At 58.6% G+C, this 14,918-nt stretch carries 15 protein-coding genes; 7 read left to right on the top strand and 8 right to left on the bottom strand.

Annotated features, from left to right (window positions below):
* Positions 1 to 57: 57 nt before the first annotated feature.
* Positions 58 to 1,365: a sulfurtransferase gene (locus AC3WOK_RS02405; RefSeq protein ID WP_492353864.1), complete on the top strand. Its 1,308-nt coding sequence runs from the start codon at positions 58 to 60 to the stop codon at positions 1,363 to 1,365.
* On the opposite strand, the gene AC3WOK_RS02400 is transcribed toward AC3WOK_RS02405, so the two are convergent.
* Together AC3WOK_RS02400 and AC3WOK_RS02395 are read right to left on the bottom strand one after the other, a co-directional pair.
* Positions 1,362 to 1,979 carry a CDP-alcohol phosphatidyltransferase family protein gene (locus tag AC3WOK_RS02400; protein ID WP_492353863.1) on the bottom strand — a complete coding sequence of 206 codons (618 nt, stop codon included), beginning with the start codon at positions 1,977 to 1,979 and terminating at the stop codon, positions 1,362 to 1,364. The two genes, AC3WOK_RS02405 and AC3WOK_RS02400, sit on opposite strands and share 4 nt — an antisense overlap.
* Positions 1,972 to 2,541 carry a carboxymuconolactone decarboxylase family protein gene (locus tag AC3WOK_RS02395; RefSeq protein WP_492353862.1) on the bottom strand — a complete coding sequence of 190 codons (570 nt, stop codon included), beginning with the start codon at positions 2,539 to 2,541 and terminating at the stop codon, positions 1,972 to 1,974. Before AC3WOK_RS02395 ends, AC3WOK_RS02400 begins: the two co-directional genes overlap by 8 nt.
* A 75-nt stretch (positions 2,542 to 2,616) precedes the next feature.
* Between AC3WOK_RS02395 and AC3WOK_RS02390 the strand changes: the two genes are divergently transcribed.
* Positions 2,617 to 3,033 (top strand): pyrimidine (deoxy)nucleoside triphosphate diphosphatase, encoded by a 417-nt coding sequence (locus tag AC3WOK_RS02390; protein ID WP_492353861.1) that lies wholly within the window; start codon positions 2,617 to 2,619, stop codon positions 3,031 to 3,033.
* Here AC3WOK_RS02390 and AC3WOK_RS02385 read toward each other — a convergent pair.
* Positions 2,993 to 3,271: a DUF1496 domain-containing protein gene (locus tag AC3WOK_RS02385; protein WP_059310985.1), complete on the bottom strand. Its 279-nt coding sequence runs from the start codon at positions 3,269 to 3,271 to the stop codon at positions 2,993 to 2,995. The two genes, AC3WOK_RS02390 and AC3WOK_RS02385, sit on opposite strands and share 41 nt — an antisense overlap.
* Before the next feature lie 228 nt (positions 3,272 to 3,499).
* Between AC3WOK_RS02385 and gdhA the strand changes: the two genes are divergently transcribed.
* Positions 3,500 to 4,843, top strand: coding sequence for an NADP-specific glutamate dehydrogenase (gene gdhA / locus AC3WOK_RS02380; RefSeq protein ID WP_492353860.1), 1,344 nt, complete (start codon positions 3,500 to 3,502; stop codon positions 4,841 to 4,843).
* 115 nt (positions 4,844 to 4,958) lie between these two features.
* Here gdhA and AC3WOK_RS02375 read toward each other — a convergent pair whose 3' ends face one another.
* From AC3WOK_RS02375 to AC3WOK_RS02365, 3 genes are all read right to left on the bottom strand, one after another.
* Positions 4,959 to 6,872, bottom strand: a complete 1,914-nt coding sequence (locus tag AC3WOK_RS02375; RefSeq protein WP_492353859.1) for a DNA topoisomerase III — start codon at positions 6,870 to 6,872, stop codon at positions 4,959 to 4,961.
* Positions 6,873 to 6,876: 4 nt separating this feature from the next.
* On the bottom strand, positions 6,877 to 7,920 hold the full coding sequence (gene selD / locus AC3WOK_RS02370) for a selenide, water dikinase SelD (RefSeq protein ID WP_059310988.1): 1,044 nt from the start codon (positions 7,918 to 7,920) through the stop codon (positions 6,877 to 6,879).
* A gap of 116 nt (positions 7,921 to 8,036) precedes the next feature.
* Positions 8,037 to 8,588 (bottom strand): NAD(P)H nitroreductase, encoded by a 552-nt coding sequence (locus AC3WOK_RS02365; protein WP_063432173.1) that lies wholly within the window; start codon positions 8,586 to 8,588, stop codon positions 8,037 to 8,039.
* 167 nt (positions 8,589 to 8,755) lie between these two features.
* Here AC3WOK_RS02365 and sppA point away from each other — a divergent pair, with 167 nt between their 5' ends.
* The 4 genes from sppA to chiD all read left to right on the top strand — a co-directional run bounded on the left by sppA (position 8,756) and on the right by chiD (position 13,819).
* Positions 8,756 to 10,612, top strand: coding sequence for a signal peptide peptidase SppA (gene sppA, locus AC3WOK_RS02360; RefSeq protein ID WP_492353858.1), 1,857 nt, complete (start codon positions 8,756 to 8,758; stop codon positions 10,610 to 10,612).
* 63 nt (positions 10,613 to 10,675) lie between these two features.
* A complete protein-coding gene (gene ansA, locus AC3WOK_RS02355; protein WP_008500705.1) occupies positions 10,676 to 11,692 on the top strand; it encodes an asparaginase in 1,017 nt (338 codons plus the stop codon).
* A gap of 9 nt (positions 11,693 to 11,701) precedes the next feature.
* The gene (pncA, locus tag AC3WOK_RS02350) at positions 11,702 to 12,343 is read left to right on the top strand and encodes a bifunctional nicotinamidase/pyrazinamidase (RefSeq protein WP_059310990.1); all 642 of its coding nucleotides are present in this window, start codon (positions 11,702 to 11,704) and stop codon (positions 12,341 to 12,343) included.
* Between the two features lie 219 nt (positions 12,344 to 12,562).
* Complete coding sequence (gene chiD, locus AC3WOK_RS02345) at positions 12,563 to 13,819, top strand: chitinase ChiD (protein WP_492353857.1); 1,257 nt, start codon at positions 12,563 to 12,565, stop codon at positions 13,817 to 13,819.
* Positions 13,820 to 13,879: 60 nt separating this feature from the next.
* On the opposite strand, the gene AC3WOK_RS02340 is transcribed toward chiD, so the two are convergent.
* Together AC3WOK_RS02340 and msrB are read right to left on the bottom strand one after the other, a co-directional pair.
* Entirely contained in the window at positions 13,880 to 14,143 is a 264-nt protein-coding gene (locus AC3WOK_RS02340; protein WP_286037502.1) for a YeaC family protein, read from the bottom strand.
* 56 nt (positions 14,144 to 14,199) lie between these two features.
* The gene (msrB, locus tag AC3WOK_RS02335) at positions 14,200 to 14,613 is read right to left on the bottom strand and encodes a peptide-methionine (R)-S-oxide reductase MsrB (protein WP_029739831.1); all 414 of its coding nucleotides are present in this window, start codon (positions 14,611 to 14,613) and stop codon (positions 14,200 to 14,202) included.
* Positions 14,614 to 14,918: the final 305 nt, after the last annotated feature.

Genomic DNA, 14,918 nt, shown 5'->3' with positions numbered 1-14,918 from the left:
TTTCCGTTTCGGGAGAGACGACAATGCCCCCCTCTTTAATTGACGTCAGGTTATTCGATGAAACGTGTTTCTCAACTGACCGCGCTGGCCCTGCTCTGCGGCCTCGCTTCTTTTTCCTCTCAGGCGGCTGATATGCCCAACGCGATGACGCTGTCTCAGCTTCAGACACGGCACGGCACGCCCGTCGACACCCGCGCCAGCGCGTTCTATAACGGCTGGCCGCAAACGCTCAGCGGCCCCTCCGGGCATGAACCTGCCGCACTCAACCTGGCAGCCGCCTGGCTGGACGCGATGAGCGACGAGCAGATTGCGCTCTGGGCCAAACAGCACCAGCTCACACCTGCGACGGCCATCGCGCTGTACGGCGACGAGCGCGATAACCAGGCGGTGAAAGCCCGTCTGGAGAAAGCCGGATTCCATTCTGTTTCGCTTCTGAGCGATGCCCTGCAGACGCCCGACCGCCTTCAGCGCCTGCCTCATTTTGAACAGCTCGTCTACCCGCAGTGGATCCATCGGCTCCAGCAGGGTAAACCCATAACCGCCGCGCCGGCGGGCGACTGGAAAGTGATTGAGGCCGCCTGGGGCGCACCGAAGTTTTATCTGCTGAGTCATATACCCGGCGCGGGCTACATCGACACCAACGAGGTGGAAAGCGAGCCGCTGTGGAATAAAGTCGCCGACGATAAGCTGAAAGCGATGCTGGCGAAGCACGGGATCCGCCACGACACCACCGTCGTGCTGTATGGCCGTGACGTTTACGCCGCCGCGCGCGTGGCGCAGATTATGCTGTATGCGGGCGTGAAGGATGTGCGCATTCTCGATGGCGGCTGGAAGGCGTGGTCGGATGCCGGACTGCCGGTTGAGCGCGGTACGCCCGCGAAAGTCACGCCAGCCCCTGATTTTGGCGCGCCGATCCCCGGCCAGCCGCAGCTGATGGTCGATATGGAACAGGCGCGCGGGATGCTGCACCGCCAGGATGCCTCCCTGGTCAGCATTCGCTCGTGGCCGGAGTTCATCGGCGAAACCAGCGGCTACAGCTACATCAAGCCAAAAGGTGAAATTGCCGGTGCCCGCTGGGGCCACGCGGGCAGCGATGCCACCCACATGGAGGACTTCCATAACCCGGATGGCACCATGCGCAGCGCTGACGATATTGCCGCCATGTGGAAGCGCTGGAATATTCTGCCGGAGCAGCGCGTCGCGTTTTACTGCGGCACCGGCTGGCGGGCGTCAGAAACCTTTATGTACGCCCGGGCGATGGGCTGGAAGAACGTCGCCGTTTATGACGGCGGCTGGTACGAATGGAGCAGCCACCCGCAGAACCCGGTCTCCACCGGCGAGCGCGGGCCCGAAAGCGCCCTCTAAGCGCGACGTGACTTCAGCGTCACATAGCCGCTCCAGATGCGCGTTGTGGTGGTCATCCAGCACAGCGCGCCAAATACCCACGCAAACAGCGCAAAGTGCGCCGGAAACAGGCAGCTCAGCACAAACAGCGCGATGGTCTCCGTCCCTTCCGTTAACCCACCGATGTAATAAAACGACTTGTGCGCATAGCCGGGGTTGTCGATGTCGTGCTTCGCGGCCAGCGCCGCAAATGCCAGAAAGCTGCTGCCGGTGCCGATAAACGCAAAAAGCAGCCAGGCGGCAGGCAGCGCATTCTCAGCCGGTGCAGCCAGCGCAAAGCCAAACGGCACCAGGGCGTAGAACAAGAAATCGAGCGCGATATCGAGAAATCCCCCCGCATCCGTCAGCCCTCTCCGGCGCGCCAGCGCGCCGTCCAGACCATCCAGCAAGCGGTTAAGCACGATGGCGACAAGCGCGGCCGGGTACCAGCCGAGGGCCAGAAACGGCAGCGCCAGCACGCCGACGGCAAACCCGGTCAGGGTTAATCCGTCGGGCGTAATGCCCGGCCTATCCAGCACGGACACCAGACGATTAAGTGCCGGTTTTATCCGCGGGTGCAGGTGGCGATCAAGCATGGGGAGTCTCTTTAAACGTGGCGCACAGGCCCTGAGCGGGAATGTCCAGGGCGGCGTTAAAGCGGGCCGAGAGATTCTGAAACGCAATGAGCGCCGTCATCTCGGTGATGGCATCATCCGTGAAGTGGCGTTTCAGCGCCGTTCTGATTGCCTCATCCGCCCGGGGCGGCGTGGCGGTCACCGCCTCGGCGTAGGCCAGCGCCGCGCGCTCTTGCTCAGTGAATAAGGCCGAATCATGCCAGTTCCCCACGGCCTGAACTTTATCCAGCGCACCGCAGCGCTCGGCCAGCCGCAGGCTGTTGGCATCAATACAAAACGCGCAGTGACAGAGTTGCGACACTCGCGTCATGAGGAGTGAACGCAGCACGGGCGTCAGGCGCGCGCGGCGACGCTCCAGAAACCCGACAAACAGCGCCACCAGCCAGAAAAGACGGGGCATGCGCCCCCACCAGCGCGTGGGGTTAAGCACGGCGCCAAAGTGTTTTTTCTGCATGGCGGCAATCGGTTTTAAACTCGCCGGAAGGGCTGGAATGGGCTCGACCCAGGTGGACGTCTCTTTCACCGGATTCTCCTGATGGCTGGACTCTGACAAAGGGCACGATAATATGGTGTTTTACGTTATCAAGTATTGACGCCCATGCTAAAAACAATCGATGTCGTTGCGGCCATCATCGAAAAAGACGACAAAATTTTACTGGCGCAGCGCCCTGCCCACGCTGACCAACCCGGAATGTGGGAATTCGCAGGCGGAAAAGTGGAAGCCGGGGAGACGCAGCCCGAGGCGCTTGTTCGCGAACTGTGGGAAGAACTCGGCATTAGGGCGCAGCCGGGGCGGTACGTGGCAAGCCACCAGCGGGAAGTCTCGCAGCGGATAATCAACCTGCATGCCTGGCACGTGCCCGCTTTTAGCGGCGAGCTCACGGCGCACTACCACAGCGCGCTGGTGTGGTGTACGCCTGACGACGCGCTCGGCTACGCCTTAGCCCCCGCGGATATTCCGCTGCTCGAAGCCTTTATGGTTTTACGCGACGCCAGACCAGCGGGTTCGTGCTGATGGCGCGCTCGTCGCGCTGGCACTGCAGCAGAATGCCGTCCGCTTTCACAACGGCCCCTTCCGAGTAGTTCTGGTTCTGATAGATGCAGCACTGATTGCAGGGCTGCACCGTTTGGTTCTGGCCGCTGGAGCTAAAAACCTCCGGCGGCACGTTCACTTCCACATCCGGGCGAATGCGGTCAGCCTGCGCGCCTGCGGTAAAGATCAAGCATAGCGCGGTGAGTACATAACGGTTCATAGACACATCTTCCTGTTGTTCCTTGATAATGACTATAACGGTAAACCCGAGCGGAACCTTTAATTTATCTTTTCATCGCTTTTAGTTATGACCAGGCCCGGGTCATTAATTTCCCTTTCGGCATGAATTTCTGCTTGCTTCACAAAGCGGTGCGGGTGATATAGTCAAAAAAACAACACAAATCGCATAAGCAATATACATAAATGACTATAAGAGGTTCTTATATCTATGGATCAGACACGCTCTCTGGAAAGTTTCCTTGCCCATGTTCAGCAGCGCGACCCGCACCAAAGCGAGTTCGCCCAGGCCGTTCGTGAAGTGATGACCACCCTGTGGCCCTTCCTTGAAGAAAATCCGCGCTATCGTCAGATGTCGCTGCTTGAACGCCTGGTAGAGCCAGAGCGCGTGATCCAGTTCCGCGTGACCTGGGTGGACGATCGGAATCAGGTTCAGGTTAACCGCGCGTGGCGCGTGCAGTTTAACTCCGCCATCGGCCCGTTTAAGGGAGGGATGCGCTTCCACCCTTCCGTGAACCTGTCGATTTTAAAATTCCTCGGCTTCGAGCAGACGTTTAAAAACGCGCTGACCACGCTGCCGATGGGCGGCGGTAAAGGCGGAAGTGATTTCGATTCCAAAGGCAAAAGCGAAGGCGAAGTCATGCGTTTCTGCCAGGCGCTGATGACCGAACTCTATCGCCACCTGGGCCCGGATACCGACGTACCGGCGGGTGATATCGGCGTGGGTGCCCGTGAAGTGGGCTTTATGGCCGGGATGATGAAAAAGCTCTCCAACAACAGCGCCTGCGTCTTCACCGGTAAAGGGTTGTCCTTTGGCGGCAGCCTGATCCGCCCGGAAGCCACGGGCTACGGCCTGGTCTATTTCACCGAGGCCATGCTCAAGCGTCACGGCTTAGGCTTTGAAGGCATGCGCGTGGCGGTGTCCGGCTCCGGTAACGTGGCGCAGTACGCTATCGAAAAAGCGATGCAGTTTGGCGCTCGCGTGGTGACCGCTTCAGACTCCAGAGGCACGGTGGTGGATGAAGCCGGATTTACGGCGGAGAAGCTGGCGCGCCTGTGCGAAATTAAAGCCAGCCGCGATGGCCGTCTTTCAGACTATGCCGCGGAGTTGGATCTGACGTATCTGGAAGGCAAACAGCCGTGGAGCGTGCCGGTGGATATTGCCCTGCCGTGCGCCACGCAGAATGAACTGGACGTGGATGCCGCGCGTACCCTGATTACCAACGGCGTGAAGGCGGTGGCCGAAGGAGCAAATATGCCGACCACCATCGAAGCGACCAATCTGTTCCTGGACGCGGGCGTGCTGTTTGCGCCGGGCAAGGCCGCCAACGCGGGCGGCGTGGCGACCTCCGGCCTGGAGATGGCGCAAAACGCCGCGCGTCTCGGCTGGAAGGCGGAGAAAGTGGATGCACGCCTGCACCATATCATGCTGGATATTCACCATGCGTGCGTGGAGTACGGCGGTGAAGCGTCGCAAACCAACTACGTGCGCGGCGCGAATATCGCTGGGTTCGTGAAGGTGGCGGATGCGATGATTGGGCAGGGTGTGATTTAAGTTTTCGCTGCGTTCTCGCCCTGTAGGCCCGGTAAGGCGTAGCCGCCACCGGGCTTTTTTCAGGCCGCAGAGCTGTCTTTCGCCGGGTGGCGGCTACGCCTTACCCGGCCTACGGTTAAGAGGCTGCCGCGCTCTTTTTCTTTTTAAACGGTTTCTTCGCACCGCCACCCGGTGCAACCATCCCTCTGAACCGCTTCACCGGCGTGCTGCGCGCCTGGTCGATCAGCTGGTAAAGCGTCCCTACCAGCGGCTGCATAAAGTCCTGGTAGCGGCACTGCTTTTCGCTGATCTGCGTCAGCACCGATTCCCAGTGCGCCGTCATGTCCGGCCTGGCGGCCAGCTCCGGCAGCGAATGAATCAGCGCGCGTCCCGGCTCTGTCGAATGGATATAGCGTCCTTTTTTCTCGAGAAAACCGCGCTTAAAGAGTAGCTCGATGATCCCCGCGCGGGTTGCTTCCGTGCCGAGGCCGTCGGTGGCGCGCAGGATCTTCTTCAGATCTTTATCCTGCACGAACCGGGCGATCCCGGTCATGGCCGACAGCAGCGTCGCATCGGTGAAATGGCGCGGCGGCTGGGTCTGACGCTCCACCACTTCCCCTTTCTCGCACAGCAGCTCATCGTCTTTGGCGACGACCGGCAGCGGCGTACCGTCGTTCTCCTCGTCACGCTCTTTGTTGCCCAGCAGCGTGCGCCAGCCGGCTTCCGCGAGGAAGCGCGCTTTGGCGATAAACTTCCCTTTCGCGATTTCCAGCTCGATCACGCACTTGCGGAACACGGCGTCCGGGCAGAACTGCATCAGGTACTGACGGGCGACCAGGTTATAGACTTTCGCTTCGTTCTCGGTCAGGTTGACGCTGCTGGCGCGGGCCGTCGGGATAATCGCGTGGTGGGCATCCACCTTTTTGTCATCCCAACAGCGGTTATGGGTGTCCGGATTGACGGCTGGCTGCGGGAGCAGATCCGGCGCGTGGACGCCGATGGCGTTCATCACCGAATGACGACCGGCAAAGTGCTCTTCCGGCAGATAGCGGCTATCGGAACGCGGGTAGGTGATGAGCTTATGGGTTTCGTAGAGCTTCTGGCAGATATCCAGTACGTTCTGCGCGCTCAAGCCAAACCTTTTTGCCGCCTCAATCTGAAGTGCAGACAGCGAGAACGGCAGCGGCGCGGGTTCTGATTCCCGTTTATCGTTATAGCTGGTCACGATAGCGGGCTGACCGGTAATGCGGTTAACCACGTGCTCCGCCAGCGGACGGTGCAGCAGGCGCCCCTCTTCGTCCTGATACGATTCGCAGGCGTCGCTCGGCTGCCAGACCGCGGTAAAGCGTTCGTCTTTCGGGGTGACGATATGCGCTTTCACTTCAAAGAAATCTTTGGCGACGAAGTTCTCAATCTCTTCGTCGCGACGCACCACCAGCCCCAGCACCGGCGTCTGCACGCGCCCCACTGAAAGTACGCCCTGATAGCCCGCGTTACGCCCGAGAATGGTGTAGGCGCGGGTCATGTTGATACCGTACAGCCAGTCGGCGCGGGCGCGGGCTAAAGCCGAGACGCACAGCGGGATAAACTCGCTGTTGGCGCGCAGGCGCGAGATCGCACGTTCAACGGCCTGCGGGTTGAGGTCGTTGATCAGGCAGCGCTGAACCTGCTGGCGCTTTTCCGGCGCCAGCTCGAGATAGTCCAGCACTTCATCCACCAGCAGCTGTCCTTCCCTGTCCGGGTCACCCGCGTGAACGATTTCAGCGGCTTCATGCAGGAAGCGCTTGATCACGTTCAGCTGTTTGGTAACCGAAGGTCGGGGCTGCAGGCGCCATTTTTCAGGCACGATGGGCAGATCGTTCAAATTCCAGCGGGCATAGCGGCTGTCATAGACATCCGGCTGCGCCTGCTCAAGCAAGTGACCAATACACCAGGTGACCACCTGCCCGTTACCGCACTCGATAAAGCCGTCGCCCTTGCGATGCGGTTTAGGCAGCACGTCGGCGATGGCGCGGGCCAGGCTCGGCTTTTCGGCAATAAACAACCGCATCGAATTAACGGATCTCAATCATCGGTCGGCCACCGCGGGCGGTGACCAGCTCGCCGATCGCCGTCAGGGTAATGCCAAACTCGGCAGCCGTTGCCTGAACCTCGGCTTCGGACTCCGGCGTGACCGCCAGCAGCAGGCCGCCGGAGGTTTGCGGATCGCACAGCAGGTTGCGCCATTCTTCCGGCATCTCGCCCATCAGGTGACCGTAGCTGGCGAAGTTGCGCTGGGTACCGCCCGGGACCGCGCCCTGAGCAATATACTCTTCCACGCCCGGCAGCTTCGGCACGTCCTGATACCAGATTTGCGCCTGCACGCCTGCGCCCTGACACACTTCGGAGAGATGCCCCAGCAGGCCAAAACCGGTCACGTCGGTCATCGCCTTCACGCCGTCGATATTGGCGAAAGCGGCACCCGCGAGGTTCATCTGGCACATAACCTCTGTCGCCAAACCTTTGTGTTCCGGTTTCAGCAGGGATTTTTTCTCAGCGGTGGTCAGCACGCCAATGCCCAGCGGCTTGGTAAGGAACAGCTTGCAGCCCGCCTGCGCGGTACTGTTGCGCTTCACGCGTTCGGTCGGCACCACGCCGGTGACGGCCAGGCCGAAGATAGGTTCCGGCGCATCGATAGAGTGACCGCCGGCCAGCGCAATCCCCGCCTGCTGGCAGGCGAAACGCCCGCCATCAATCACCTCGCGGGCCACTTCCGGCGGGATGGTGTTGATCGGCCAGCCCAGAATAGCGATGGCCATAATCGGTTTGCCGCCCATGGCGAAGATATCGCTGATGGCGTTGGTGGCCGCAATGCGCCCGAAGTCGAACGGGTTGTCGACAATCGGCATAAAGAAGTCGGTGGTACTGATAATGCTGGTGCCGTTACCTAAGTCATAAACTGCAGCATCGTCACGCGTTTCGTTGCCGACAAGCAGGTTCGGGTCGACAAACTTCGCCTGTTCACTGTGCAGGATGGTCTCCAGCACCTTCGGGGAAATTTTACAACCGCAACCGGCTCCGTGGCTGTATTGCGTTAAACGAATGGTTTGCTCGCTCATGGACGTCTCCTGTCATCTCAATCGCGCTATGGTAGCGCTCATTCCATAAAGAGGTAAGTATGACTGTCTGAATTCTGCGGCAGATGCTCAGAATCCAGACAGTTTAGCGCGGGTTATCAGAAACGGCTGACGAAAGGCGTGGTGTCCGGCACGCTGATGGTGCTGGAGGCTTTAAGCTGCGGGGTACCGAGATAGAGGAAACCGACAATTTTGTCATGCTCGCCGCAGCCAAAACCGTCACGGACTACCGGGCTTTCGGTCAGCGGACCGGTGCGCCAGATACCGTTAAAGCCTTGTGCAACGGCGGCCATTTGCATCGCCATCACGGCACAGCCTGCGGACATTTCCTGTTCCCAGACCGGCACCTTATGGTCAGCCTGGCATTTTGCCACGACGGTGACGATCATCGGGGCGCGGAACGGGGCATTGCGCGCCTTGTCGATCCCCTTCTCATCTTGCCCTGCGGCAACCGCGCCCTGCTCCAGCAGCTGGCTGAAACGATCGCGCCCTTCGCCTTCAATCACAAAGAAGTGCCACGGCTGCAGCGTGCCGTGATCGGGGGCACGCATACCGGCACGCAGAATGTTCTCCATCTGCTCGCCTGCCGGGGCGGGTTCGGCCAGGCGGGAAGCGCTACGGCGGTTAACAAGCAGTTCAAGTGCGTCCATTGGTTAACTCCTTTCTTGAGATTTACTCACAAAATTAACACGACGGCAGATTTTGTTACAGCCTGGCAGGCGATTCCTGCTGACAAGTGGCGGTTGGGTCATTACGATAACCCAACATTACCGTCCTGTGGCGACGGAAACAGTCATTTTCTGGTTAGGGAGAATACATGCGAACCCTTTGGCGAATCATTGCCGGTTTCTTTAAATGGACGTGGAGACTGCTCAACTTCGTCCGCAACCTGGTGATGAATATCTTCTTCATCTTCCTGGTTCTGGTTTGCGCGGGCATCTGGATGCACATCAGCAGTGCAAATCAGGCGCAGCATTCAACGCGCGGCGCGCTATTACTCGATATCACCGGCGTGATTGTTGATAAGCCGTCCACCAGCAGTCGCCTGAGCGTGATTGGTCGCCAGCTGTTTGGCGCAACCTCAGACCGCCTGCAGGAAAACTCCCTGTTCGATATCGTCGATACGATCCGCCAGGCCAAAGACGACCGGAACATCACCGGGATCGTGCTGGATCTGAAAGATTTTGCCGGAGGCGATCAGCCTTCAATGCAGTACATCGGTAAAGCGCTGCGCGAATTCCGCGACAGCGGCAAGCCGGTGATTGCCGTGGGCGACAGCTACAGCCAGGGGCAATATTACCTGGCGAGCTTTGCCAATAAAATCTGGCTCTCCCCGCAGGGCACGGTCGATCTGCACGGCTTTGCCACCAACGGTCTGTACTACAAGTCTCTGCTCGACAAGCTGAAGGTCACCACCCACGTCTTCCGCGTCGGGACCTATAAGTCTGCGGTTGAGCCGTTTATCCGCGATGACATGTCCCCTGCCGCCCGTGAAGCGGACAGCCGCTGGATTGGCGAACTGTGGCAGAACTATCTGGGCACCGTTGCCGCTAACCGCCAGATTACGACCGAACAGGTGTTCCCTGGCGCACAGGGCGTGCTGGACGGTCTGCGCAAGGTTGACGGTGATACCGCGAAATATGCGCTCGATAACAAACTGGTTGATGCCCTGGGCACCAGCGCCGAGATTGAAAAATCCCTGAGCAAACAGTTTGGCTGGAGCAAAGAGGACAAAAATTACAGCGCCATCAGCATGTATGATTACTCGACGAAAAAACCGAATGAGAATGGTGACAGCGTTGCGGTCGTCTTTGCCAACGGTGCCATCATGGACGGTCAGGAGACCCCGGGTAACGTGGGCGGCGATACTACCGCGTCACAAATCCGCGATGCTCGCCTCGATCCGAAAGTGAAAGCGATTGTCCTGCGGGTAAACAGCCCTGGCGGCAGCGTCAGCGCCTCTGAGGTGATCCGCGCTGAACTGGCTGCGGCGCGTGCCGCCGGCAAGCCGGTAGTCGTATCCATGGGCGGAATGGCCGCCTCCGGGGGTTACTGGATCTCAACGCCAGCCAACTACATCGTGGCCAACCCAAGCACGCTGACCGGCTCGATTGGCATCTTCGGGGTCATCAACACCGTAGAAAACAGCCTGGATTCTCTGGGCGTGCATACCGATGGCGTTGCGACTTCCCCGCTGGCGGATGTGTCGGTGACAAAATCCCTGCCGCCGGAAGTCTCTGAGATGATGCAGCTCAGCATTGAGAATGGCTATAAACGCTTTATCACCCTCGTGGCGGACTCGCGTAAAAAGACGCCTGAGCAGATCGACCAGATTGCACAGGGCCACGTCTGGACCGGCCAGGATGCGAAGAGCAACGGTCTGGTTGACAGCCTGGGCGACTTCGATGACGCGGTGAAGAAAGCCGCCGAGCTGGCGAAGCTCAAGCAGTGGCATATCGAGTATTACCAGGACGAGCCGTCGTTCTTCGATATGGTCATGGACAGCATGTCCGGCTCGGTACGCGCCATGCTGCCGGAGGCAATGCAGGCTTACCTGCCTGCGCCGGTTGCCACGGCGGCAAAAGCGATGAAGGCAGAAAGCGATAAGCTCGCGGCCTTTAACGATCCACAGAGTCGTTACGCGTTTTGCCTGACCTGCGCTAACGTCCGTTAAAAACCGTCCCCTCTTCCCGCGAAGAGGGGATTTTTTTCTTTTGAAGAACAAGAACTCACTACCATGCAGAAGAAATCGATTTATGTAGCCTACACTGGCGGTACCATCGGTATGCAGCGCTCTGAAAACGGCTATATCCCTGTCTCCGGCCATCTTCAGCGTCAGCTTGCGCTGATGCCAGAATTCCACCGTCCGGAAATGCCTGACTTTACTATCCACGAGTACGAGCCGCTGATGGACTCCTCCGACATGACGCCGGAAGACTGGCAGCACATCGCGGATGACATTAAAGCCCATTACGACCAGTACGACGGCTTCGTGATCCTGCACGGCACAGACACCATGGCCTTTACCGCCTCGGCGCTCTCCTTCATGCTGGAGAACCTGAGCAAGCCGGTTATCGTGACGGGCTCGCAAATCCCGCTGGCGGAGCTGCGCTCGGACGGGCAGATCAACCTGCTTAACTCCCTGTACGTTGCGGCGAATTACCCGATTAACGAAGTGTCGCTGTTCTTTAACAACCGCCTCTATCGCGGGAACCGCACCACCAAAGCCCATGCCGACGGTTTTGACGCCTTCGCCTCGCCAAACCTACAGCCTCTGCTGGAGGCGGGCATTCATATCCGTCGTCTGGGAACGCCGCCTGCGCCGAACACCGCCGGCGAGCTGATTGTGCATCCGATCACGCCGCAACCGATTGGCGTAGTGACCATCTACCCGGGTATCTCGGCGGACGTGGTGCGTAACTTCCTGCGCCAGCCGGTGAAAGCGCTGATTTTGCGCTCCTATGGCGTGGGCAATGCGCCGCAGAACGGCGAATTCCTGAAAGAGCTTCAGGAAGCCAGCGAGCGCGGAATTGTGGTGGTGAATCTGACGCAGTGTATGTCCGGTAAAGTCAACATGGGCGGCTATGCCACCGGCAACGCGCTGGCGCATGCAGGGGTGATCAGCGGCTTCGATATGACCGTTGAGGCAACGCTGACTAAACTTCACTATTTACTGAGTCAGGATCTGGATATTCAGTCCATTCGCAGCGCGATGATGCAAAACCTGCGCGGCGAACTGACGCCTGACGAATAAGGAGGTCTCATGAAGCAACGCGCCCTGCTCCTGGTCGATTTGCAAAATGATTTCTGCGCGGGCGGTGCGCTGGCCGTCGCCGAAGGTGACAGCACCGTTGACGTGGCAAACACGCTGATTGACTGGTGCAAAGCCCGCGGTGAAGCGGTTGTCGCAAGCCAGGACTGGCACCCGGCTAACCACGGCAGCTTTGCCAGCCAGCACCGCGTTGAGCCTTTCACTCAGGGTGAACTCGACGGATTGGCGCAAACCTTCTGGCCGGATCACTGCGTACAGCAGACGGAAGGCGCGGAACTGCATCCGCTCCTGAACCATAAAGCCATCGACGCGGTGTTCCATAAAGGTGAAAACCCGTCTATCGACAGCTATAGCGCGTTTTTTGATAACGGGCATCGCCAGAAAACCGCGCTGGACGCGTGGTTACGTCACCACGAAATCACGGAGCTGATTGTGCTGGGCCTGGCAACGGATTACTGCGTGAAGTTTACCGTGCTGGACGCGCTCCAGCTCGGCTATACCGTCAGCGTCATCACCGACGGCTGCCGCGGGGTGAACATTCAGCCGCAGGACAGCGCCCAGGCGTTTATGGATATGGCAGCGGAAGGCGCTACGCTGTATACGCTCGAAGACTGGCTCGAGACGCAGGCGTAAGCCTTTTTAGCCGGTTGGCGCTGCGCTTACCCGGCCTACAAAGCCACAGAAAGTAGGCCGGGTAAGGCGAAGCCGCCACCCGGCATTTCTTCCCCAATCCCCATAAAGTGAACTCCCTCGCATCCTCAGCGCAGCGGCAATGCTATTCTCGTCAGGCTGTTTTTTCGCCACGCCTTTTCCGTGGCGTGGTTAATTTTATTATGTCAAAGAGGAACTTGTATGAAACGTATGCCTTTGCTGGCAGCATTGCCCCTGCTGTGCGCTTCCGTTGCTTCTGCCAGTACCCTGATGTCCGTTGGCTACTTTAACGGCGGAGGTGACGTCACCGCCGGACCGGGTGGCGATATCAATAAGCTGGACGTCCGCCAGATTACCCACCTGAACTACTCGTTTGGTCTGGTCTATAACGATGAAAAAGACGAAACCAACGCCGCGCTGAAAGATCCGGCGAAACTGCATCAGATCTGGCTGTCACCCAAAGTCGCCTCCGACCTCGCATTAATCCCGACCCTGCGTAAGCAAAATCCAAATCTCAAAGTCCTGCTTTCCGTTGGCGGCTGGGGAGCCCGTGGCTTCTCCGGCGCGGCGGCCACCACAGAGAGTCGCGCGGTGTTTATCCGATCCGCGCAGGAGATTGTCGACAAATACGGCCTGGACGGGATCGATCTCGACTGGGAGTACCCGGTGAACGGTGCCTGGGGGTTGGTCGCAAGCCAGCCCGCCGATCGGGATAACTTCACCGCCCTGCTGAAAGAGATGCGCGCCGCCTTTGGGCACAAAAAGCTGGTGACCATAGCGGTGGGCGCCAATGCGGAAAGTCCGAAAAGCTGGGTGGATGTGAAAGCCATCGCTCCCCTGCTCGACTACATCAACCTGATGACCTACGACATGGCGTACGGTACGCAGTACTTCAACGCCAACCTGTATGACTCCAGCGCCTGGCCGACGGTGGCCGCCGCGGACAAATACAGCGTGGATTTTGTGGTGAACAACTATCTGGCCGCCGGGCTGAAGCCGCAGCAGATGAACCTCGGGATCGGTTTCTATGGCCGCGTGCCAAAACGTGCGGTGGAGCCGGGCATTGACTGGACCAAACCCGACGCGCAAAAAAATCCGGTCACCCAGCCCTACTTCGGTTCCCAGGAGATTGAGTTGTTCAGATCGCTCGGCTATGACCTGACCAAAGATACCTACGTGAAGTACAACGATATCGTGAAGAAGCTGCTGAACGATCCGCAGAAGCGTTTTACCGAGCACTGGGATGAACAGGCGAAAGTCCCGTGGCTGTCGGTGAAAGGTGCCGACGGCAACGCGCTGTTTGCGATTTCGTATGAGAACCCGCGTTCCGTTGCGATCAAAGCGGACTACATCAAAGAGAAAGGTCTCGCCGGAGCAATGTTCTGGGAGTATGGCGCCGATGACGAAAACCGGCTAGCGAAGCAGCTGGCGGAGTCGCTCGGGATCCCGCACAAGTAGTGAAGCAATCAAACCCTCTCCCTGTGGGAGAGGGTTTGATGAGGCCATCAACCCGCGCCGTTATTGCATTTTTATCGTCGCAATCGGCTTCGGCGTGATGCCGAAGTCCTCTTTCAGCTCGCGCTTGCTCTTCATCACCATCTGGCCCTGGGTGTCGATCGTCATGTGCTGCGCGTCGGTATTATTGCGCGCCTGCCACAGCATCACCAGCTGCAGGCTGTTCTCTTTTTGCTCCGGCGTCAGCGCAACGCCATCGGGCCATTTTCCCAGCTCGACGGCGGTCACCAGACGCTGATAAATCTCCGGCGTCATGCCGCTAATCATGTCATCAATATTCACAATCGCGCCCTTTCAAAGGAATAATTTGCTGAATCGTTTTTTCAACCCTTAACCTGATCACCGTTTTCGTCGTCAGTGAAGCTCATTGAGGCCGAATTGACGCAGAAGCGCTCACCCGTTGGCTGAGGGCCATCCGGGAAGACGTGTCCAAGGTGCGCATCGCAGTTACCGCAGCGAATTTCCGTGCGCACCATACCGTGCGACGAGTCGGTCAGGTAGCGGATTGCCTCATCGCTCACCGGCTCGTAAAAGCTCGGCCAGCCGCAGCCAGAATCAAATTTCGTTTGTGAATTGAACAGGGGGGCATCACAGACCAGGCAGTGGTAGACGCCGTCTCGCTTGTTGTGCAGTAAACGCCCAGTGAACGGCGGCTCCGTTCCGTGATTCTGCGTCACGTAAAACTGCATTTCTGTGAGGTTTTTTTTCAAATCGTCAGGGTTACGTTGGTTCGACATATGCTTACATCTCGCTGTAGAAACAGACATCTTTTAACCCGGATTCTAACAAAACATTAACACCCTTGCGTGCACTTTTGTTCTAAACTTATGTGTCGCGAAAAGGCGGTCAGGCAATTGTGATCATGTTCACATTTTTATCCTGCGAGGACTTTAAAATTCCGGGCGCAGCCCCCATGTGGTTGCAAGCTCAAAGGGAAAGTGAGGCGAGTCAGTCGCACAAACGTTAGTCACAGGATTGATTTGTCGCAATGATTGACACGATTCCGCTTGACGCTGCGTAAGGTTTTTGTAATTTTACAGGC

This window comes from Enterobacter sp. FW301-JW81 (genome assembly GCF_058788735.1).
The sequence above is the reverse complement of the archived record's forward strand: the minus strand, read 5'-3'. Positions and strand labels throughout refer to the sequence as shown.